General features: G+C 74.6%; 23 protein-coding genes. 6 read left to right on the plus strand and 17 right to left on the minus strand.

Going from position 1 to position 20,832, the window contains the following annotated elements; genetic code table 11:
• Window positions 1-33 precede the first annotated feature (33 nt).
• From AC1RNL_RS11410 to pdxY, 4 genes are read left to right on the plus strand one after another with little or no spacing between them, the layout of a single operon-like run.
• Entirely contained in the window at window positions 34-1,299 is a 1,266-nt protein-coding gene (locus tag AC1RNL_RS11410; protein ID WP_246990754.1) for an MFS transporter, read from the plus strand.
• Entirely contained in the window at window positions 1,296-1,541 is a 246-nt protein-coding gene (locus tag AC1RNL_RS11415; RefSeq protein WP_128189291.1) for an ATP-dependent Clp protease adaptor ClpS, read from the plus strand. The genes AC1RNL_RS11410 and AC1RNL_RS11415 overlap by 4 nt, the downstream gene beginning before the upstream one ends.
• Window positions 1,538-2,056 (plus strand): DUF2017 family protein, encoded by a 519-nt coding sequence (locus tag AC1RNL_RS11420; RefSeq protein ID WP_492935302.1) that lies wholly within the window; start codon window positions 1,538-1,540, stop codon window positions 2,054-2,056. Before AC1RNL_RS11415 ends, AC1RNL_RS11420 begins: the two co-directional genes overlap by 4 nt.
• Complete coding sequence (pdxY, locus tag AC1RNL_RS11425; protein ID WP_492935303.1) at window positions 2,053-2,904, plus strand: pyridoxal kinase PdxY; 852 nt, start codon at window positions 2,053-2,055, stop codon at window positions 2,902-2,904. Before AC1RNL_RS11420 ends, pdxY begins: the two co-directional genes overlap by 4 nt.
• A 124-nt stretch (window positions 2,905-3,028) precedes the next feature.
• On the opposite strand, the gene der is transcribed toward pdxY, so the two are convergent.
• The 15 genes from der to AC1RNL_RS11500 form a co-directional block, all read right to left on the minus strand.
• On the minus strand, window positions 3,029-4,513 hold the full coding sequence (gene der, locus AC1RNL_RS11430; RefSeq protein ID WP_128189294.1) for a ribosome biogenesis GTPase Der: 1,485 nt from the start codon (window positions 4,511-4,513) through the stop codon (window positions 3,029-3,031).
• A 23-nt stretch (window positions 4,514-4,536) separates the two neighbouring features.
• Window positions 4,537-5,211 carry a (d)CMP kinase gene (gene cmk, locus AC1RNL_RS11435; protein ID WP_492935304.1) on the minus strand — a complete coding sequence of 225 codons (675 nt, stop codon included), beginning with the start codon at window positions 5,209-5,211 and terminating at the stop codon, window positions 4,537-4,539.
• Window positions 5,208-6,287, minus strand: a complete 1,080-nt coding sequence (locus tag AC1RNL_RS11440; protein ID WP_364196913.1) for a prephenate dehydrogenase — start codon at window positions 6,285-6,287, stop codon at window positions 5,208-5,210. Before AC1RNL_RS11440 ends, cmk begins: the two co-directional genes overlap by 4 nt.
• A 24-nt stretch (window positions 6,288-6,311) precedes the next feature.
• Complete coding sequence (locus tag AC1RNL_RS11445) at window positions 6,312-7,052, minus strand: pseudouridine synthase (RefSeq protein ID WP_310125927.1); 741 nt, start codon at window positions 7,050-7,052, stop codon at window positions 6,312-6,314.
• Window positions 7,049-7,663, minus strand: a complete 615-nt coding sequence (gene scpB, locus AC1RNL_RS11450) for an SMC-Scp complex subunit ScpB (protein ID WP_146357699.1) — start codon at window positions 7,661-7,663, stop codon at window positions 7,049-7,051. The genes AC1RNL_RS11445 and scpB overlap by 4 nt, the downstream gene beginning before the upstream one ends.
• Window positions 7,650-8,471, minus strand: a complete 822-nt coding sequence (locus AC1RNL_RS11455; RefSeq protein WP_246990749.1) for a segregation and condensation protein A — start codon at window positions 8,469-8,471, stop codon at window positions 7,650-7,652. The genes scpB and AC1RNL_RS11455 overlap by 14 nt, the downstream gene beginning before the upstream one ends.
• Window positions 8,455-9,303 (minus strand): ParA family protein, encoded by an 849-nt coding sequence (locus AC1RNL_RS11460; RefSeq protein ID WP_128189313.1) that lies wholly within the window; start codon window positions 9,301-9,303, stop codon window positions 8,455-8,457. Before AC1RNL_RS11460 ends, AC1RNL_RS11455 begins: the two co-directional genes overlap by 17 nt.
• A gap of 106 nt (window positions 9,304-9,409) precedes the next feature.
• Complete coding sequence (gene xerD, locus AC1RNL_RS11465; protein WP_492935305.1) at window positions 9,410-10,315, minus strand: site-specific tyrosine recombinase XerD; 906 nt, start codon at window positions 10,313-10,315, stop codon at window positions 9,410-9,412.
• 10 nt (window positions 10,316-10,325) lie between these two features.
• Window positions 10,326-10,940, minus strand: coding sequence for an NUDIX domain-containing protein (locus tag AC1RNL_RS11470; protein WP_128189300.1), 615 nt, complete (start codon window positions 10,938-10,940; stop codon window positions 10,326-10,328).
• Complete coding sequence (pyrG, locus tag AC1RNL_RS11475) at window positions 10,940-12,595, minus strand: CTP synthase (protein ID WP_246993508.1); 1,656 nt, start codon at window positions 12,593-12,595, stop codon at window positions 10,940-10,942. The genes AC1RNL_RS11470 and pyrG overlap by 1 nt, the downstream gene beginning before the upstream one ends.
• Window positions 12,596-12,645: 50 nt before the next feature.
• Entirely contained in the window at window positions 12,646-14,328 is a 1,683-nt protein-coding gene (gene recN / locus AC1RNL_RS11480; protein WP_492935306.1) for a DNA repair protein RecN, read from the minus strand.
• Window positions 14,325-15,227, minus strand: a complete 903-nt coding sequence (locus AC1RNL_RS11485) for an NAD kinase (RefSeq protein WP_492935307.1) — start codon at window positions 15,225-15,227, stop codon at window positions 14,325-14,327. Before AC1RNL_RS11485 ends, recN begins: the two co-directional genes overlap by 4 nt.
• Window positions 15,224-16,015 carry a TlyA family RNA methyltransferase gene (locus AC1RNL_RS11490; protein ID WP_400532153.1) on the minus strand — a complete coding sequence of 264 codons (792 nt, stop codon included), beginning with the start codon at window positions 16,013-16,015 and terminating at the stop codon, window positions 15,224-15,226. Before AC1RNL_RS11490 ends, AC1RNL_RS11485 begins: the two co-directional genes overlap by 4 nt.
• Before the next feature lie 43 nt (window positions 16,016-16,058).
• Window positions 16,059-16,199: a hypothetical protein gene (locus AC1RNL_RS11495; protein WP_164877091.1), complete on the minus strand. Its 141-nt coding sequence runs from the start codon at window positions 16,197-16,199 to the stop codon at window positions 16,059-16,061.
• On the minus strand, window positions 16,196-17,191 hold the full coding sequence (locus tag AC1RNL_RS11500; protein ID WP_400532147.1) for an NAD-dependent epimerase/dehydratase family protein: 996 nt from the start codon (window positions 17,189-17,191) through the stop codon (window positions 16,196-16,198). The genes AC1RNL_RS11495 and AC1RNL_RS11500 overlap by 4 nt, the downstream gene beginning before the upstream one ends.
• Window positions 17,192-17,213: 22 nt before the next feature.
• Here AC1RNL_RS11500 and AC1RNL_RS11505 point away from each other — a divergent pair, with 22 nt between their 5' ends.
• Window positions 17,214-17,930, plus strand: coding sequence for an aminoglycoside 3'-phosphotransferase (locus tag AC1RNL_RS11505; RefSeq protein ID WP_492935308.1), 717 nt, complete (start codon window positions 17,214-17,216; stop codon window positions 17,928-17,930).
• Here the strand turns inward: AC1RNL_RS11505 and AC1RNL_RS11510 are convergent.
• Together AC1RNL_RS11510 and AC1RNL_RS11515 are read right to left on the minus strand one after the other, a co-directional pair.
• Window positions 17,927-18,961 (minus strand): HAD-IIA family hydrolase, encoded by a 1,035-nt coding sequence (locus AC1RNL_RS11510; RefSeq protein ID WP_492935309.1) that lies wholly within the window; start codon window positions 18,959-18,961, stop codon window positions 17,927-17,929. The genes AC1RNL_RS11505 and AC1RNL_RS11510 overlap by 4 nt on opposite strands.
• Entirely contained in the window at window positions 18,961-19,971 is a 1,011-nt protein-coding gene (locus AC1RNL_RS11515; RefSeq protein ID WP_240671315.1) for a tetratricopeptide repeat protein, read from the minus strand. Before AC1RNL_RS11515 ends, AC1RNL_RS11510 begins: the two co-directional genes overlap by 1 nt.
• Window positions 19,972-20,079: 108 nt before the next feature.
• Between AC1RNL_RS11515 and AC1RNL_RS11520 the strand changes: the two genes are divergently transcribed.
• On the plus strand, window positions 20,080-20,832 hold a 753-nt coding region (locus tag AC1RNL_RS11520), incomplete at its 3' end, for a hypothetical protein (RefSeq protein ID WP_492935310.1).

Below are 20,832 nucleotides of genomic sequence, written 5' to 3' on the forward strand. Positions count from 1 at the left end.
CGCGACGCCGCACGCGCGTACGATCGACGCAGCATGCAGCTCTCTCCGGCCCGGCGCGTCCTGGCGCTCTTCACCCTCGCCCTGGGCGGCTTCGGCATCGGCACCTCCGAGTTCGCGACCATGGGCATCCTCCCCCTCGCCGCGGCCGAGCTCGTGCCCGGCTTCGGCGACGACCCGGCGGTCGGCATCGCGCACGCGGGCTGGATGATCACCGCGTACGCGCTCGGCGTCGTCGTGGGCGCGCCGCTCGTGTCGATCTGGGCGGCCCGGATGTCGCAGCGCACGCTCGTGCTGCTGCTCGTCGCAGCCTTCGCGGCGGCGAGCCTCGCGAGCGGGCTCATGCCCACCTTCGAGCTGACGCTCGTCGCGCGCTTCGCCGCCGCCGTGCCCCACGGCGCCTACTTCGGCGTCGCCTCGCTGCTCGCGGCCCGCATCATGGGCCCGGGCAGGCAGGGCGCCGGCATCGCCCTCGCCCTGTCGGGCCTGACGATCGCGAACGTCATCGGCGTGCCGCTCGGCACCTGGCTCGGCCAGGCGGCCGGCTGGCGGTGGACCTACGCCGCGATCGCGGTGATCTTCGCCGCGACGCTCGTGATGGCGCTCGTCGCGCTGCCGCGCGTGCCGGGCGACCCGACGCGCTCCGCGCGGCGCGAGCTCGCCGCGTTCCGCAGCCCGCGCCTCTGGCTCATGATCGCGGTCGCATGCGTCGGCTTCGGCGGCTTCTTCGCCGTCTACTCCTATGCCGCCGAGATCGTCACGCGCGTTGCGCTGCTGCCCGAGTCGGCGATCGCGTGGCTGCTGATGACGATCGGGCTCGGCATGACGATCGGCAACGTCGTCGGCGGCTGGGCGAGCGACCGGAGCCTGCGCCGCACCATCCTCATCGCGTTCCCGCTGCTGATCGCGGCGCTCGCGCTCTTCGGGCTGCTCGGCGCGAACCCGGTCGCGATGTACGTGCTCGGCTTCCTCATCGGCGGGGCCGGCTCGGCCCTCACCCCCACGATCCAGGCCCGCATCATCCGCATCGCGGGCGAGGCCGAGCTGCTCGGCGCGGCCACGAACCACGCGGCGTTCAACGTCGGCAACGCGCTCGGCGCGACGCTCGGCGGCGCCGTCATCGCCGCGGGCTACGGCTACCTCGCGCCCGCGTGGCTCGGCGTCGCGCTCGCCGCGCTCGGCTTCGCGCTCGCGCTCTGGAGCATCGCGATCGACCGGCGCGGCCCCGACACCGCTGCGCACCACATCGTCGCGACCGTGCTCGGCCCGACCACGGCCGGCATCGAGGTGGTCGACCGGTGAGCGAGCCGACCGCCTGGGCGACGCTGCTCTGGGACGACCCGATCACGCCGCAGGCGTACGTCGTGCACGTGCTCGTGCGCCGCTTCGGGCTCGACCGCGAGCGAGCGGGCGAGCTCATGGCGCAGGCCGAGCGCGACGGCCGCGCCGAGGTCGCGCGCGGCGCCCGGGAGGAGCAGGAGATGCTCGTCGCCGGCCTGCACGCCGACGGCCTCGTCGCGACGCTCGAGCGGGTGCAGCCGTGAGGGCGTGGCGCCGCGACGGCGATGTCGCACGCTGCTCGATGCTCGTCGACGAGGCCGACCTGCTCGCGACCCTCGGGCGCCAGGTGCTGGGCCTGCACCGCGCGGTCGCCGACGGGCGCGCGATCGCCGACGACCCGGTGATGGCCCGCCTCTACCCGGCCGCCTACGCCGACCCGCAGGACGCGGCCGAGTTCCGCCGCCTGGCCTCCGTCGACATCGCAGCCGAGCGCATCCGCTCCATGACCCGCATGGTCGCCGACCTCGAGGCGGCACTGCCGACCGAGGTCGACGGCGACGACGTCGAGCTCGAGGTCGACGAGGAGGGGGCGGATGCGTGGCTGCGGTCGCTCGGGGAGGTGCGGCTCGTGCTGCACGTGCGCACCTCGCAGGAGCCGGGCCAGCTGCATCCGGACGTCACCGACGACGACATCGCGCAGTTCCGCGACGTCGCCGACTGGGTGCTGTTCGTGCAGGGCACGCTGCTGGAGGCGCTGGATGGGAGGATCGGGGGATGAGGTTCCTGTCGATCCAGTCGCACGTCGCCTACGGCCACGTCGGCAACTCCGCCGCCGTCTTCCCGCTCCAGCGCATGGGCCACGAGGTGTGGCCCGTGCTCACCGTCAACTTCTCCAACCACACCGGCTACGGCTCGTGGGGCGGCCCGCTCATCCCCGCCGACGACGTGCGCGCGGTCGTCGCCGGCATCGAGGACCGCGGCGTGCTCGGCACCGTCGACGGCGTGCTCTCGGGCTACCTCGGCGGCGAGGAGATCGTCGACGTCGTGCTCGACGCCGTCGCGCGCGTCAAGGCCGCGAACCCGGCCGCCACGTACACGTGCGACCCCGTCATGGGCAACGCGAAGTCGGGCTGCTTCGTCGCGCCGACCATCCCGCCGCTCATCCGCGAGCGGGCGCTCCCCCACGCCGACATCCTCACGCCCAACCAGTTCGAGCTCGGGTTCATGACGGGCACCGATCCGGACACCATCGCGTCGACGCTCGACTCGGTCGACCGCGTGCGGGACCTGGGACCGCGCACCGTGCTCGTGACGAGCGTGCTGCGGCCCGACCGCGAGGCCGACACCATCGAGATGCTCGCGGTCGACGACGAGGGCGCGTGGCTGCTGCAGACGCCGCACCTGCCGTTCAAGGCCAACGGCTCCGGCGACGTCACGAGCGCCGTCTTCACCGCGCACTACCGCGAGACCGGCTCCGCGGCGACCGCGCTCGAGCGCACCGCCTCGAGCGTCTTCGACCTGCTGCAGACGACCCTCGAGTCGGGCGAGCGCGAGCTGCGCCTCGTGCAGGCGCAGGACGCGTTCGCGCACCCGCGCATGCAGTTCCGGGCCAGGCAGGTGCGCTGAGCGCGCCGCTCACCGCCACCCGCTCCCCCGCTCCCCGCTCGTCGAGTAGGCCCGAAGGGCCGTATCGAGACGCGACCGCCCCGGTCTCGATACGCCGCCTCCGGCGGCTACTCGACCGACGCGGTCAGCGGCGCTCGCGCTTCTCCCGGACACGCATGTTGACCTGGATCGGCGTGCCCTCGAAGCCGTAGTCCTCGCGCAGGCGCCGCTGGATGAAGCGGCGGTACTGCGGGTCGAGGAACCCGGTCGTGAAGAGCACGAAGGTCGGCGGCCTCGTCGACGCCTGCGTGGCGAAGAGGATGCGCGGCTGCTTGCCGCCGCGCAGCGGGTGCGGGTGCGCCGAGACGATGTCGGCGATGAACGCGTTGAGCTTGCCGGTCGGGATGCGCGTGTCCCACGAGTCGAGCGCGAGCTCGAGCGCGGGCACGAGCTTCTCGAGGTGGCGGCCGGTGCGCGCCGAGATGTTGACGCGCGGCGCCCAGTCGACGTGGCCAAGGTCCTGCTCGATCTCGCGCTCGAGGTAGCGGCGGCGCTCGTCGTCGAGCTGGTCCCACTTGTTGAACGCGAGCACGAGCGCGCGCCCCGACTCGAGCACGAGGTCGACGATGCGCACGTCCTGCTCCGAGATGGGCTCCGTCACGTCGATGAGCACGACCGCGACCTCCGCCTTCTCGAGCGCGGCCTGCGTGCGGAGCGTCGCGTAGAAGTCGGCGCCCTGCTGCAGGTGCACGCGGCGGCGGATGCCGGCGGTGTCGACGAAGCGCCAGACGCGGCCGCCGAGCTCGATCTGCTCGTCGACGGGGTCGCGCGTCGTGCCCGCGATCTCGTTGACGACGACGCGCTCCTCGCCGGCCGCCTTGTTGAGCAGCGACGACTTGCCGACGTTGGGCCGCCCGAGCAGCGCCACGCGGCGCGGGCCGCCCAGCTCCTCCTTCGCGACCGCCGAGACCTCGGGCAGCAGCTCCATGGCCGCGTCGAGCAGATCGGCGACGCCGCGGCCGTGCACGGCCGAGACGGGGTGCGGCTCGCCGAGGCCGAGGCTCCAGAGCGAGGCGGCCTCGAGGTCGCGGCGGGCGTCGTCGGCCTTGTTGGCGACGAGCAGCACGGGCCGGTTCGACTGGCGCAGCATCCGCACGACGTGCTCGTCGGTCGAAGTGGGGCCGACGTTCACGTCGACGACGAACAGCACCGCGTCGGCCAGGTCGACCGCGACCTCCGCCTGCAGCGCGACCGAGCGGTCGATGCCGCGCGCGTCGGGCTCCCAGCCGCCGGTGTCGACGACGGTGAACGGCCGGCCGTTCCACTCCGCCTTGTAGGTGACGCGGTCGCGCGTCACGCCCGGCGTGTCCTCGACGACGGCCTCGCGGCGGCCGAGGATGCGGTTGACGAGCGCCGACTTGCCGACGTTGGGCCGCCCGACGATCGCGAGCACCGGCAGCGCGGGCAGTACGCGGAGGGCATCCGGGCCCGCCTCGGCGAGCTCGAGGAGCGCGGCGTCCTCGGCGTCGAGCTCGTAGTCCGACAGCCCCGCGCGGAGCGCCGAGACGCGCGCCTCGTCGGTCTCGTACGCGTCGGCCTCGCCGGCCTCGTGCTCGATCTCTTCGTTCATCGGTCCCTCTTCAGAATGCGTGCTCATGAGACGCGGTCGCGCACGAGGCGGACGATCGCGTCGACGGTCTCGTCGAACGTCAGGTCGGTGGAGTCGACGACGGTCACGCCGTCGGCTGCGGTCAGGAAGTCGATCACCTTCGAGTCGGAGGCGTCGCGCGCCGCGAGGCGCGCACCCACCTGAAACTCGTCGCCGCCGACGTCGCCGAAGCGGCGGCGGATGCGCACGGCCTCGTCGGCCGTGAGCAGCACCCGCACGTCGGCGTCGGGCGCGACGATCGTGGTGATGTCGCGGCCCTCGGCGACGATGCCGGGCTCCGCATCGGCGATGATCGCGCGGAAGCGCTCGTTCACGGCGCTGCGGGCGGGGAGCGTGCGCGCGACGCCCGAGACGGCGGCCGAGATGCGCTCGCTGCGGATCGCCTCGGTCACGTCGTGCCCGTCGATGGCGACGCGCTGCCCCGCAGGCTCCACGGTGAGCTCGAGCGTGCCGAGCCGCTCGAGCGCCGCGAGCACGGTGGGCTCGTCGTCGGTGTCGCCGCCGCGCTCGAGCACGAGCCAGGCGAGGGCGCGGTAGGCGGCGCCCGTGTCGAGGAAGCGGAAGCCCAGCTCGCGGGCGACGGCGCGCGCGACCGACGACTTGCCGCTGCCGGCGGGCCCGTCGATCGCGACCACGGTCGCTCGGCGCTCGGCGCTCATGCGACCACCTGCCAGCCCAGCTCCTCGAGCGCGTCGTGCAGGCGCTGCACGGCCTCGGGGAGCACCGTGATCTCGGCGACGCCGAACTGGGCGCCCTCCGCGTGGTCGATGCGCACGTCCTCGAGGTTCACCTCGGCGTCGCCGATGTCGGCGAGCAGCCGCGCGAGCTGGCCCGGGCGGTCGTCGACGCGCACCTGCACGCGGGTGAAGCGGGCGTGCGTGCCGTGCTTGCCCGGCAGGCGCGCGACGCCCTCGTTGCCGGCCCGCAGCGCATCCGCCACTGCCTTGCGGCTGCCGGATGCGTCGACGTCGTCGAGCGCGTCGACGAGCGTCGCGAGGTCGGTCTGCAGGGCTCGCAGCTGCTCGACGACCGCCGGCGCGTTCGCGCCGAGGATCTGGATCCAGAGCGCCGGATCGCTCGCCGCGACGCGCGTGACGTCGCGCACGCCGCCGCCGGCGAGGCGCAGCGCCTCGTCGGGCGCGTCGGCGAGGCGCGCGGCCATGAGCGAGGAGACGAGCTGCGGCACGTGGCTGACGATGGCGACGGCGCGGTCGTGCTCCTCTGGCGTCGACTCGATCGGCACGGCGCCGAGGTCGAGGATGAGGTCGTCGACGAGGCTGCCGCGCTCGTAGGAGATGCCGTCGTGGCCGGCGATCACCCACGGCCGGCCGACGAAGAGGTCGCCGGAGCCGGCGAGCGCGCCGGAGCGCTCCCTGCCCGCCATGGGGTGCGTGCCGAGGTAGCGGCTGATGTCGGCGCCGAGCGCGCGCAGCTCGGCGAGCGGCACGGCCTTCACCGACGCGACGTCGGCGACCACCGCATCCGGGAACGCCTCGAGCTCGCGGGCGACGACCTGCGCGGTGACGTCGGGCGGCACGGCGACGACGATGAGCTCCGGGGCGTCGCCCGGCTCGGCGGGGCGGCCCGCGCCGTAGTCGGCGGCGAGCCGCATCGCGGTGGGGCTCGCGTCGGCGAGCTGCACCTCGACCCCGCGGGCGGCGAGCCCGAGGCCGATGGAGGTGCCGAGCAGCCCGGTGCCGACGATGCGGACGGGGCCGCGCAGTCGGTGGGTCACGAGGGCTCCTTGCTGGCTGCTGGCTTACGGCGCCGATCGCGAGAGCGTGAGGATGGCACCGCGCTCCATGCTAGTGAGTTCGCGCACCGCGCCCGACCGCAGGGTGCCGAGGTGCAGCGGCCCGAAGCTGCGCCGCACGAGCTCGACGACCGGGTGCCCGACGTGGTCGAGCATGCGCCGGACGATGCGGTTGCGGCCCGAGTGCAGCGTCAGCTCGACCATCGAGTGCCCCTGCGAGGGGCGGCCGATGAGGCGCGCCGCATCGGCGTGGATCTCGCCGTCCTCGAGCTCGAAGCCGTCGAGCAGTCGCCGGATGGTGCGCTGGTCGACCGCGCCGCGCACCTTCGCGACGTAGGTCTTCTCGACGCCGAACGACGGGTGCGCGAGCACGTGCGCGAGCTCGCCGTCGTTGGTCAGCAGCAGCAGGCCCGAGGTGTCGCTGTCGAGGCGGCCCACGTTGTAGACGCGCTCCCCCACCCTGTCGGTGAACTCGCGCAGGTCGCGGCGGCCGCGCTCGTCGCTCATGGTCGAGACGACGCCGGTGGGCTTGTTGAGCATGAGGTAGCGCTTCGTGGTGTCGAGCTGCACCGCGGTGCCGTCGACCGTCACGCGGGCGTCGGGGCGGATGCGCGTGCCGAGCTCGGTCACGACGCGCCCGTCGACCTCGATGCGGCCGGCGACGATCATGTCCTCGACCACGCGGCGGCTGGCGACGCCGGCGGCCGCGAGGACCTTCTGGAGGCGCTCTCCCTCGATGGCGGTCATGCGAGCACGTCCTCCTCGCCGTCGGGCAGCAGCGGCGAGATCGGCGGCAGCTCGTCGAGCGAGTTGAGGCCGAGCTGCGTCAGCAGCAGCTCGCTCGTCTCGTAGTGGATCGCGCCCGTCTCGCTGTCGGCGAAGGCCTCCCGGATGAGGCCGCGGCCGAGCAGCGTGCGCACGACCGAGTCGACGTTGACGGCGCGGATGGCCGCGACCGCGCCGCGCGTGATCGGCTGCTTGTAGGCGATCACCGCGAGCGTCTCGAGCGCCGCCTGCGACAGCCGCGTGGGCGTCTGCGTGAGCACGAAGTCGGTCGCGTCGGCGTCGTACTCGGCGCGCACGTACACGCGCCAGCCGCCGCCGACCTCGCGCAGCTCGAAGCCGCGCTGGGGCCCCGCGCCCTCGCCGTCGTAGTCGGCGCGCAGCGCCTCGATCGCGGCCTTCACCGCCGGCACCGGCACGCGCAGCGACGTCGCGAGGTGCACGGCGCCCTGCGGCTCGTCGGCGACCATGAGGATCGCCTCGATGCGGCGCTCGAGCGGCAGGTGCGACCGGTCGGCGGCGGCCTCGCCCGCCTCCTCGGCCCTGGCCGGCGCATCCGTCTCATGCATGGTCATAGTCTGCCCCCAGGGCGACGAGGTCCTCGTCGCGGAAGTCGTGGCCGGTCCAGCTGAGCGAGAGCTCGCCGAGCGGCTCGAGCTGCTCGAAGGTGATCGCCGCGTGCCGGTAGAGCTCGAGCACGGCGAGGAAGCGCGCGACGATCACGCCGCGCGTCGCCTCGCCGGCGATGAGCTCGCGGAACGTGGTCGTGCCCGCCTGCCGCAGCCGCGCGACGATGTGCGCCGCCTGCTCGCGGATCGACACGAGCGGCGCGTGCAGGTGCGTCAGGCCCACCGTCGGCAGCTCCTTCGGCGTGAGCGCGAGGAGCGCGAGCGCCGCGAAGTCGTCGGCCGACAGCGTCCAGCGCAGCTCGGGCGTGCGCTGCCGGAAGCGCTCCTCGAGCCGCACCGAGCGCGCGTGGCGGCTCGACTCCGCGGCGAGCCGCTCGGCCATCCACAGCGCCGCCTGCTTGAACGCGCGGTACTGCAGCAGCCGCGCGAACAGCAGGTCGCGCGCCTCGAGCAGCGCGACGTCCTCGCTGTCGACGACGTCGCCGGCGGGCAGCAGCGACGCGATCTTGAGGTCGAGCAGCGTCGCCGCGACGACGATGAACTCGCTCGCCTGCTCGAGCTCCTCGCGGGTGTCGAGGGTGCGCACGTAGGCGATGAACTCGTCGGTGACGCGCGAGAGGGCGATCTCGGTGACGTCCATCGACCGGTTGCCGATGAGCGTCAGCAGGAGGTCGAACGGCCCGTCGAAGTTGTCGAGCGCGAGGCGGAACCCGCGCTCCTCGTCGGCGCCGTCGGGCTCAGGCGATGGAGCCACGGGCGATCAGCTCGCGCGCGAGCTGGCGGTAGATCTCCGCCGCCGCGTGGTCGGGCGCGAACTGCGTGACCGGGATGCCCGCGACGGATGCGTCGGGGAACTTGACCGTGCGGCGCACGACCGTCTCGAGCACGGTGTCGCCGAACGCGCCCACGACGCGCTCCATGACCTCGCGGGCGTGGAGCGTGCGGGCGTCGTACATGGTGACGAGGATGCCGTCGAGCTGCAGCGCCGGGTTGAGGCGGTCCTGCACCTTCTCGATCGTCTCCTTCAGCAGCGCGACGCCGCGGAGGGCGAAGAACTCGCTCTCGAGCGGGATGAGCACGCCGTGCGCGGCGGTGAGCGCGTTCACCGTCAGCAGGCCGAGCGACGGCTGGCAGTCGATGAGGATGAGGTCGTAGTCGTCGGCGACGCGGCGCAGCACGCGCGAGAGGATCTGCTCGCGCGCGACCTCGTTGACGAGGTGCACCTCGGCGGCCGACAGGTCGATGTTGGCCGGGATGACGTCGAGGCCCTCGACGCTCGTCGACTGGATCGCCTCGCGCGGGTCGAGGCGCGGGTTCAGCAGCAGGTCGTAGATCGTCGTCGCGTCGTGGTTGTCGACGCCGAGGCCCGCCGAGAGCGCGCCCTGCGGGTCGAAGTCGATCGCGAGCACGCGGCGGCCGTACTCGGCGACCGCGGCGCCGAGGTTGATCGTCGTGGTCGTCTTGCCCACGCCGCCCTTCTGGTTGCACATGGTGACGATGCGCGCGGGGCCGTGGCTGCGCAGCGGCTCGGGCTGCGGGAAGTCGCGGTGGGGACGCCCGGTGGGCCCGAGCGAAGGTGCCTCCATGCCGGCCAGGGTCTCGTTGCGCGTGCTCACGCCCCCGAGTCTAGGAACGCCGCGCGCCTTCGCCGCGCAGGCGGGCGCGGCGTGTATCTCAACCTCTGGTTGAGCCTCAGCGCGCGCGCGGGTGCGCCGTCGTGTACATGTCGCGCAGCGTGTCGGCGGTCACCTGCGTGTAGATCTGCGTCGTCGCGACGGATGCGTGGCCCAGCAGCTCCTGCACGACGCGCACGTCGGCGCCGCCCTCGAGCAGGTGCGTGGCGAACGAGTGGCGGAAGGTGTGCGGCGAGACGTGCTCGACGCCCGCCTCGTCGGCGACCCGCTGGATGATCTCCCACGCCGCCTGGCGCGAGAGGCGGCCGCCCCGCGCGCCGAGCAGCAGCGCCGGCGTGCCGCGCCCCTTCGCCGCGAGCGCCGCCCTCCCCCGCACGAGCCACGCATCCGTCGCCCGGCGCGCGTACGAGCCGACGGGCACGAGGCGCTGCTTCGCGCCCTTGCCCGTCACGCGCACGAGCTGCTGCTCGTCGGCCGTGGCCGCCAGGTCGTCGACGTCGAGCCCGACGACCTCCGAGATGCGGGCGCCGGTGGCGTAGAGCAGCTCGAGCAGCGCCCGGTCGCGCAGCCCCGCGGGGTCGTCGCCGCCCGCGGCCTCGAGCAGCCGCTGCATCTGCGCGACCGAGATCGCCTTCGGCAGCCGCTGCGGCAGCTTCGGCGGCCGCTGGTCCTTCGCGACGTCCTCGGCGGCCACCCGCTCGTCGACGAGCCACCGGTGCAGCGCCTTCACGGCCGACAGGTGGCGCGCGACCGACGACGCGGCCAGCCCGCGGTCTGCGAGCGCGGCGCGGAAGGCCGCGACGTCGTCGCCGGCGATCGCCGACGCATCCGACACGCCCCGCGCCTCGAGCACGGCGAGGTAGCCGCCGAGGTCGCGCCGGTACGCGGCCACCGTGTGCTGCGAGAGGCCGCGCTCGATCGCGAGCTGCCGCAGCAGCCGGTCGACCGCCTGCGCGGGCGTCATGGCCGACCGGTCACGGCCGGTGGGCCGGATGCCAGTCGAACGGCGCGTCGACGGGGTGCGGCGAGGCGCCGCGGGCGCGCATCGCCTCGAGGGCGAGCACCGCCGAGAGCAGCGTCGCGTTGTGGAGGCGCATCGCGAGCGCCGCGTCGACGACCTCGGCGAGCGGCACCCACCGGCGCTCCATCACGGCCTCCTCGTGCGTGCGCTCGAACGCCTCCGGCAGCTCGCGCACGTCGGTCGCGAGGTAGACCCGGATGATCTCGGTCGAGCCCCCGCCCGTGGTCGAGACGTCGAGCAGGGTCCGCCAGGTGCCCGCGGCGAGGTCGGTCTCCTCGGCGAGCTCGCGCTGCGCCGCTGCGAGCGGATCCTCCCCGTGCACGTCGAGCAGGCCCGCGGGCAGCTCCCACAGCGTGCCGCCGGCCGGGTGCCGGTACTGGTGCACGAGGCACACCTCGTCCCGCTCGTTCATCGCGACGACCGCCACGGCGCCGGGGTGCACGACCACCTCGCGGCGGATGCGCTCGCCACCGAGCTCGAACTCCTGCATCTCGACGTCCCACACCCGGCCCGCGAACAGCTGCTCGCGGGCGAGCACCGGCTGCTGGCCGAGCGCGTCGGCGAGCATCAGGCCGTCTCGTCGTCGGTCTCGTCGAAGAGCTTCGAGGCGCGCTGGCGCTCGAGGGCGGCGGCGACGAGGCCGCGGAAGAGCGGATGCGCGCGGTTCGGCCGGCTGCGCAGCTCGGGGTGCGCCTGCGTGGCGATGTAGAACGGGTGGCCCGGCAGCTCGACGTACTCGACGAGGTGCCCGTCGGGCGAGAGGCCGCTGAAGGCGAGGCCCGCGGCGGCGATCTCGTCGCGGTAGGCGTTGTTCACCTCGTAGCGGTGCCGGTGGCGCTCGTGCGAGACGGTGTCGCCGTAGAGCTCGGCCGCGAGCGAGCCCTCGGCGAGCTTCGCCTCGTACAGGCCCAGGCGCATCGTGCCGCCGAGGTCGCCGCCGTGGATGTGCTGCTCCTGCTCGGCCATCGTCGCGATGACCGGCGCGGGCGTGCCCTCGTCGAACTCGGTCGACGACGCGCCCTCGATGCCGGCCAGGTTGCGGGCGGCCTCGATGACCATGCACTGCAGGCCGAGGCAGATGCCGAGCGTGGGGATCTCGTTCTCGCGCGTGAACCTCAGCGCGCCGAGCTTGCCCTCGATGCCGCGGATGCCGAAGCCGCCGGGCACGATGATGCCGTCGAGCTCGCCGAGCTGGGCCGCCGCGCCGTCGTGGGTCTCGCAGTCGTCCGACCGGATCCAGCGGATGTTGACCTTGGTCTGGTTCGCGAACCCGCCGGCCTTCACCGCCTCGGTCACCGACAGGTACGCATCCGGCAGGTCGATGTACTTGCCGACGAGGCCGATCGTCACCTCGTGCTTCGGGTGGTGCACGCCGTCGAGCACGGGCTGCCAGCGCGACCAGTCGATGTCGCCGGCCTCGAGGCCGAGCTGCCCGATGATGTACGCGTCGAGGCCCTGCTCGGTGAGCATCGTGGGGATGTCGTAGATGGAGGGCTTGTCGATCGCGTTGACGACCGCCTCCTCCTCGACGTCGCACATGAGCGCGATCTTCTTGCGGTTCGCGTCGCTCACGGGCCGGTCGCTGCGCAGCACGAGCGCGTCGGGCTGGATGCCGATCGAGCGCAGCGTCGCGACGGAGTGCTGCGTCGGCTTCGTCTTCTGCTCGCCGGAGGCGCCGAGGAAGGGCACGAGCGAGACGTGCACGAAGAAGACGTTCCGGCGGCCGAGCTCGTGGCGGATCTGCCGCGCCGACTCGATGAACGGCTGCGACTCGATGTCGCCGACCGTGCCGCCGATCTCGGTGATGATGACGTCGGGCTGCGGCTGCTGCTCGGCCTGCAGGCGCATGCGCCGCTTGATCTCGTCGGAGATGTGCGGGATGACCTGCACCGTGTCGCCGAGGTACTCGCCGCGGCGCTCGCGCTCGATGACGCGCGAGTAGATCTGGCCGGTCGTGACGTTGGCGGCCTGCGAGAGGTTGACGTCGAGGAATCGCTCGTAGTGGCCGATGTCGAGGTCGGTCTCGGCGCCGTCGTCGGTGACGAACACCTCGCCGTGCTGGAACGGGTTCATCGTGCCCGGGTCGACGTTGAGGTACGGGTCGAGCTTCTGCATGACCACGTGCAGGCCGCGGGCGGTGAGCAGGTTGCCGAGCGACGCGGCCGTCAGCCCCTTGCCGAGCGACGAGACGACGCCTCCGGTGACGAAGATCTGCTTGGTCACCTTGGCCGGCGCTGCGGTCCCGTTTGCACTGTGGTTCACGGGCTTCGAGCCTAACCCACGACCCGCGCATCATCGAGCAACTCGCGGGCGTGCGCGAGCGCGGTCTCGGATGCGGTGCCCGAGAGCATGCGGGCGAGCTCGGCCAGGCGCTCCTCGCCCTCGACCGGCGACACCTGCGATGCGGTGATGCGGCCGTCGGTGCCCTTCTCGACGCGCACGTGGCGCTCGGCGAACGCCGCGACCTGCGCGAGATGGGTGACGACGATCACCTGGCAGTGCTCGGCGAGCCGGGCGAGCCGGCGCCCGATCTCGGTCGCCGCGGCGCCGCCGACGCCCGCGTCGACCTCGTCGAAGACCATGGTGGGCACGCTCTCGTCGGCGAGCGCCACCTCGAGCGCGAGCATGATGCGGCTGAGCTCGCCGCCCGACGCGCCCCGCTGCACGGGACGCGGCTCGGCGCCGGGGTGGGGCGCGAGCAGCATGGTGACGCGGTCCCGGCCCCGCGGGCCGAGCGCATCCGTCGGCGCGACCTCGACCACGAGCCGGGCGTTCGGCATCGCGAGCGCAGCGAGCTCCTCGCCGACGGCGGCCTCGAGGTGCCGGGCCGCCTCCTGCCGCAGCGCGCTCAGCCGGTCGGCGAGCGCCGCGACCGCTTCGTGCCGCGCGCGCTCCTCGGCGTCGAGCCGCTCGAGCTCGGCGTCGTCGCCCTCGAGCTCGGCGAGCCGGAGCGCGGCCGCCGGCGCCGCCTCGAGCGCCTCCTCGAGCGTGCGGCCCAGGCGCCGCTCGAGCGCGGTGAGCTGGGCGCGCCGCTCCTGCACCTCGTCGAGGCTGCGCTCGGGTCGCTCGAGGTCGTCGAGCGCCCGCACGATCGCCGAGGATGCCTCCTGCAGCAGCGCGTCGGCCTGCACCAGCAGGTCGAGCGCGCCGCCGAGCGCCGCGTCGTCGCCGGAGGCGCGCTCGACGAGCCGGCGCGCGCGGCCCGCGAGCGTCACCGCGTCGGGCTCGTCCTCGTCGTTGGAGAGCGCGCCGTGCGCCTCGGCGAGCTCGGCGCGCAGCGCCTCGGAGTGCTCGAGGCGGTGCGCGATCGCGGCGAGCTCGTCCTGCTCGCCCGGCTGCGGGTCGACGGCCTCGAGGTCCTCGAGCTCGGCCCGGATCGAGGCGGCCTCTGCGGCGCGCGCGTCGTGCTCGTCGCGGATGCGCGCGGCCGCGTCGCGCGCGGCCGTCCAGGCCTCGTGCTCCCGGACGTACTCGGCGAGCAGCGCCGCCAGGCGCTCCCCCGCGGCGCGGTCGAGCGCGGCAGCCTGCGCGTCGGGCGAGCGGAGCCGCTGCTGGTCGGCCTGCCCGTGGACGGCGACGAGGCGGTCGGCGAGCTCGCGCAGCAGCCCCGCGGGTACGGCGGCGCCGCCGGCCTGGGCACGCGAGCGCCCCTCCCTGGTGAGCGCGCGGCCGAGGATCAGCTCGCCGTCGTCGACGGTCCCGCCGGCGTCCTCGACGAGCGCCACCGCATCCGCGTCGTCGACGATCCACACGCCCTGCACCGCAGCGCGGTCCTCGCCGGAGCGGATCACGCCGGCATCGGCGCGCTCGCCGCGCAGCAGCGCGAGCGCCTGCACGAGCATCGTCTTGCCCGCCCCGGTCTCGCCCGTGATGGCGGTGAAGCCGGCACCGACCGGCACGCGCGCCTCGTCGATCACGCCGAGCGAGCGGATCGTGAGCTCGTCGAGGCGGGTCACGCGCGCGACCGCCGGAAGCCCTCCACCGGCAGGTGGAACTTCGCGACCAGCCGGTCGGCGAAGGGCGCGCGCGACAGGCGCGCGAGCCGCAGGGGCCGCTCGTCGCGCGTCGCCTCGACCCGCGAGCCCTGCGGCAGGTCGAAGGAGCGGCGGGAGTCGCACCACAGCACGGCGGGGCTCGTCGAGTCGTCGGCGATCGTCACGGCCATGGTCGAGGTCGGCGCGACGACGAGCGGGCGGGTGAAGAGCGCGTGCGCGCCGAGCGGCACGAGCAGCAGCACCGACGCGGTCGGCCACACGATGGGGCCGCCGGCCGAGAAGGAGTACGCGGTCGATCCGGTGGGCGTCGCGAGCAGGACCGCGTCGGTGCCGAACGACGAGATGGGGCGGCCGTCGATCTCGAGCATGGTCGTGATCATGCGGCCCGAGCCCGACTTCTCGATCGCCGCCTCGTTCACCGCCCAGGTCTCGTGCACGAGCTCGTCGCCCTGGAAGACGCGCACGCAGAGGGTCAGCCGCTCCTCGACCTCGTAGCCGCGGCGCAGGGCGCGCTCGACGACCTCGGCGGTCTCGGCGACCTCCGCCTCGGCGAGGAAGCCGACGTGGCCGAGGTTGATGCCGAGCAGCGGCGCGCCGATCTCTCGCTGCAGCTCGGCCGCGCGCAGGATCGTGCCGTCGCCGCCGAGCGTCATGATGAGCTCGACGTCGGGCGCGTCGGAGGGCACGTACGGCTCGACGGCCTCGAGCCCGCTGCCGGCGGCGAGCAGCACCGCGCGGTCCTCGGCGAGCACGACGGGCGTCACCGACTCGGCGAGCAGCCGCGCGGCGATCGCGGCGGCCGTCGCGACAGCCTCCTCGCGCCCGGGGTGGAACGCGAGCAGGAACCTGCGTCCGCTCACCGCGCCTCCTTCGCCAGTCTCGCCGACTCGTCCAGCCATTCTGTCGGATTGGTGCCGCGCTCCGCCGAGAGGTGGGCGAGGTACTCGAGATTGCCGCGGCCGCCCGCGATCGGGCTGCCGATGAGGCCGGCGGTGCCGAGCCCGGCGTCCCACGCCGCCCACAGCACCTGCTCGATCGCCTGGGCCCTGAGGCCGGCGTCGGCGACGATGCCTTCGCGGACGCCGGTGCGGCCGACCTCGAACTGCGGCTTGATGAGCACGATCCAGTCGGCGCCGGGCGCCGCGACCCCGACGAGCGGCGGGATCGCGAGCGCGAGCGAGATGAACGACAGGTCGGCGGTGATGATCGACGGCGCCGGCTGCAGCGACCCGGGCTCGAGGTCGCGCACGTTGCGCCCCTCGACGAGGGTGATCGGATGCGCGTCGACGTCGAGCTGGAACTGGCCGTGGCCGACGTCGAGGGCCGTCACGTGCGCGGCGCCGCGCGCGAGCAGCACCTGCGTGAAGCCGCCCGTCGAGGCGCCGGCGTCGAGCGCCTCCCGGCCGGCAGGGTCGACGGCGAAGGCGTCGAGCGCCGCGAGCAGCTTGTGCGCCGCGCGCGACACCCATGCGTCGCCGCCCGCCACCGCGACCTCGGCGCGCGCGGGCACCTTGAGGCTCGCCTTGAGCGCCGCGCGCCCGTCGACGGTGACGAGGCCCTCGGCGATGCGCTGCTGCGCCTGCGAGCGGCTGCGGGCGAGCCCGCGCTCGACGAGCGCCTGGTCGAGCCGCACCGGCTCGCCTCCGATCGGCTCGCCCCCGATCGGCTCGGCGCCGCCCGCCCCGGCTGCGTCAGCCACGCACCGCCCCGAGCTCCGCCTGCAGCCGGTCGTGGATGCGCGCGAGCTGCTCGGCCCGCGCCTCGAGCGGCTGCTGCTCGAGGAGCTCCAGCTCGTCGACGAGGCCGTCGGCGTGCTCCTGGGGGTCGGTCATGCCCTCGAGGCTAGCGAATCGATCACGGCGAGCTCGTCGGCGCGCGAGAGCCTGTTGGCGCTCGCGCGGTCGAGCCCGCGGGCGCGCTCGTCGGCGAGCACCGCCTCGAGCGTCGCGCGCAGCGGCCGGTGCGCGCCGCCGCCCGCGCGGTAGCGCGCGCTCGAGCGCTGCGCGTGGGAGGCGAGCGCGGCGGGGAGCACGAGCGGCAGCGCGCGCGGACCCATCCACACGCCGACGCCTGCCGCTTCGAGCTCCTCGTCGGTCGCCGCGACGAGCTCGCCCGTGTGCCCGGCGACCTCCCGGGCGAGCGCGATGAGCGCGTGCAGCGTGCCGTCGGGCCCGACCGCGTTCACGACGTCCTGCCGGTGGGGCGCCCGCTCGACGAGGAAGTCGACCAGGTCGCGCACGTCGATCGTCTGCGTCGGCTGCTCGCGTGCCGGCACGAGCACGGGACCGTCGCCGGCGAGCGCGAGCCGCGCGACCCAGTGGCCGAAGCGGTCGCTCTCGTCCCCCGGCCCGCCGATGAGGCCCGGTCGCACGATCGCGAGCCGCTCGCCGAGCCGCTCCCTGGCGACGCGCTCGATCCACGCCTTCGCGCCGCCGTACTCCTCGCCCGTCGGATCCTCCGGCACGAGCTCGTCGTCCTCGTCGGCACCGACCGGCGCGCCCTCGAGCCGCTGCGCGGACACCGACGAGACGAACGTCCAGTGCCGCGTCCGGTGGGCGAGGGCGTGGAGCGCGCCCGAGGCGTGCGCGGGCAGCCGGGTGACGTCGACCACCTCGTCCCACTCGCCCTCGAGCGCCGCGTAGGCGTCGTCGCGGTCGCGGTCGCCGGTCACGAGCCGCGCGCCCGGAGCGACCGCGCCCGAGGCGCCGCGCGCCAGGCACGTCACGTCCGCGCCGCGGGCGAGGTGCGCCTCGGCGACGGCGCGTCCGAGCCAGCGGGTGCCGCCGAGCACGAGCACGCGCCGGGGCGATGCAGCGTCGTCCATGCCTGCACGCTAGCGTCGATCGGTGCGCAGCGGACCCTCCCTCGACCTCGCCGGCCCTCCCCCGGCAGGCACGCCCGTGCCGCCGCCCACCGCGCGCCGCGCGGGCCACGATCCCGTCGAGCTGGTGTGGCGCAACGAGCTCGGCGGCGTGACGGCCCGCATCGACCGCGCCGGCGGCGCGGTCTTCGCGAAGTGGAGCCCTGCCGGCACCGAGTCGCTCGCGGCCGAGGAGCAGCGGATGCGCTGGCTCGCGACGGCGTCGTCGGTGCCGGTGCCGCGCGTGCTGGGTCTGCACCGCGAGGCCGGCGGCGAGCTGCTCGAGACCGCCGCCATCCCGGCGCCCTCGATCGTCTCGGCGGCGGGGCTCCACGACCCCGATGCGGCGGCGGCCGCCCTCGGCGAGGGGCTGCGGCGCCTGCACGCGACCGACGCGCGCAGGTGCCCGTTCCCCGCTCCCGACTGGACGGCATCCGCACCCGTCGACGACCCCGTGGTCTGCCACGGCGATCCGTGCGCGCCCAACACGCTCGTCGCCGACGGCCGGTTCGCGGGGCTCGTCGACCTCGGCCGGGTCGGCGTGGGCGACCGCTGGTCGGATCTGGCGATCGCTTCGTGGTCGCTGGCGTGGAACGGACTCGGCGACGCGGAGCCAGCGTTCTGGGCCGCCTACGGGGCGGCGCCGGACCCCGAGCGGATCCGTCGCTGGCGCGCGCTGTGGGAGCCGCCCGAGCGCGACTAGAGCGCGAGCAGCGCGTCGGCGATGCGCAGCCCGAGCACGGGGCGGTCGGCCGTCCACACCGCGGCGCACGCGGCGCGGATCGTGTCGACGTCGCGCTCCCCCTCGCGCACGAGGGCGATGTCGATGCCCGAGCGGCGCACCGCCGCCCGGCCGACCTCGAAGTAGCGGTCGCCGGTCGAGGTCTCGAGCGTCTCGCGCACCGGCGCGATCGGCTCGGCGAGGCCGCGCAGATCCTCGAGGACGTGATCGGGTCGCATCGAGGCGTCGGCGCCGATCAGGCTCGCGCCGCGGTCGATGCCGGTCAGCACGAGCGCCGACGCGATGCCGGCGCGGCGGGCGCCGAGGATGTCGGTGTCGAGCCGGTCGCCGACCATGAGTGGCGCGCGCGCGCCGAAGCGCTCGGCGGCGACGTCGAACATCGGGGTCTCGGGCTTGCCTGCGAACTCGGCCAGGCGGCCGACCGCGGTGTGCACGGCCGAGACGAGCGTGCCGTTGCCGGGCGCGATGCCGCCGGCGACCGGGATCGTCCAGTCGCCGTTCGTCGCGATCCAGGGGATGCCGCCCTGCTCGAGCGGGCGGCGCAGCGCGAACGACGCCTCGGCGAGGTCCTTCCAGCCGACCGACGGATGGAAGCCCTGCACGACGGCCTTCGGCTGCTCGGCGGCGGTGCGCACCACGCGCCAGCCGCGCGCCTCGAGCTCGACCACGATGCCGGCGCCGCCGACGACGAGCACGGGGTCGCCCGGCTGCAGGTGCTTCGCGAGCAGCAGCATGGCCGCCTGCGGGCTCGTGACCACGTCGGACGCGCGCACGTCGAGGCCGAAGGACGCCAGGTGCTCGGCGACCTCCGCGTCGGTGCGCGAGGCGTTGTTGGTCAGGTACGCCGTCGGGAGCCCGGCGGCACGGATGCTGTCGACCGCGTGCGGGATCGCATCCGGCCCCTTGTAGACGACCCCGTCGAGGTCGAGGTACAGGCAGTCGACGCCGTCGAGCGGCGTCGGCTGCGCCGCCGCCTTGCGGAACAGCGCCATCAGCGGGCGTCTCCGCCGCGCTCCGGCTCCTGGTCCTGGTCCTCGTCCTCGATGAGGTCGTCGCCGAACAGCGCGTCCGCGAAGAGCGCGTCGCCGTGCGGCGCCGGCTCCTCCGAGGCGGGCTCCGCCTCGTCGACGGCCGCCGCGGCAGCGGCCGGCTGCACCGGCGCTGCTGGCGGCTCGACCTGCTCAGGGTCTGCGGCAGCCTCGACGTCGTCGACATCCTCGACGTGCTCGTCCGCTGCCTCGCCGGTGTCCTCGGCCGCCTCCGCGTCGTCGTCGCCCGCTTCCGCGGCATCGTCGACGTCCGACTCGAGCGGCACGCCGCTCTCCTCGGCCGTGGCCTCGCCGTCGTCCTCGATGCGCTCGGTCGTGATCGCGATGGACTCGAGCTCGCCCGGCGCGAGCGCCGCCTCGAGGGCGTCGATGGCGCGGTCGGCGAGGGCGAACCACTCTGCGGCCTCGTCGTCGCGACCGAGCTCCTCGAGCACGCCCGCGTAGCTGGCGAAGAGCGCCGGGCTGTACTCGAACGCCTTGTCGCGGCGCAGCTCGGGGATGCGCAGCTCCTCGAGCGCCGCCTCCGGCTGCCCGAGGTCCAGGCGCGCGCCGGACTTCACGATCGCGAGCTCGACCCGGACGGGCGTCTCGAGCGTCGCCGCGTCGACCGAACGTGCCAGCTCGAGCGCCTTCTCGGGACGTCCGAGCCCGCGCTCGCAGTCGGCCATGAGCGGCAGCTGGTCGTCGCGCCCGGTGATCCGGCGGTAGGTGCGCAGCTCGCGCAGCGCGAGCGCGAAGTCGCCGAGCTGGTAGGCGGTGATCGCGAGGGTCTCGCGCACCACGCCGATCCTGCCGGCGCGACGAGCCGCGGTGAGCGCGTGCTCGTGCGCGAGCTCCGGGTTCTCGTCGATCAGGCGCGACGCCATCGCCATGTGCTTGGCGACGAACTCGGCGTTGTCCTTCGTGAGGGTCTTCAGCTGCGCGCGCGCGCCGATGTCGAGGTCCTCGGCCACCAGATCGTCCGGCAGCGGCGGCGGCACGACCTCGTCCTCGCGGACCTGCTTGAAGCTCTCGCCGGAGCCGTCGCCGCGGCGCTCGTAGTCGCGCCCGGGGCGGGCGGCATGGCGCTCGGGCCCCTGGTTCCTCGTGCGCTGGTCGTCGCGACGACGCTGGTCGCCGCGCCCGAAGCTGCGGTCGCCGTCGCCCTGCGGACGGCGATCGCGATCACCGTTGAACCGGCGCTCGCCGTCGCGCGCGGGGCGGCGGTCACCATCCCGGGGCGGGCGACGGTCCCCGTCGCGCTGGGGGCGCGAGTCGCGGTCGCCGAAGCGACGCTCGCCATCGCGCTGCGGGCGACGGTCGCCGTCACGCGGCGGGCGACGGTCGCCATCGCGCTGGGGACGCGGGTCGCGGTCGCCGAAGCGACGGTCGCCATCGCGCGGCGGCCGGCGGTCGCCATCGCGCGGCGGCCGACGGTCGCCATCGCGCTGGGGACGCGAGTCGCGGTCGCCGAAACGACGATCGCCGTCGCGCTGCGGTCGACGCTCACCATCGCGCTGCGGACGCGGGTCGCGGTCGCCGAAGCGACGATCACCGTCACGCTGCGGGCGGCGGTCGCCATCACGCTGCGGACGCGAGTCTCGGTCCCCGAAGCGACGGTCTCCGTCACGCTGCGGCCGACGGTCGCCATCGCGCTGGGGACGCGAGTCGCGGTCCCCGAAGCGACGATCGCCATCGCGCGGCGGCCGACGGTCGCCATCGCGCTGGGGACGCGAGTCGCGGTCACCGAAACGACGATCGCCATCGCGCGGCGGCCGACGGTCGCCATCGCGCTGGGGACGCGAGTCGCGGTCGCCGAAACGACGATCGCCGTC

It is taken from the genome of Agrococcus sp. GW821-FHT14H11 (genome assembly GCF_058803545.1).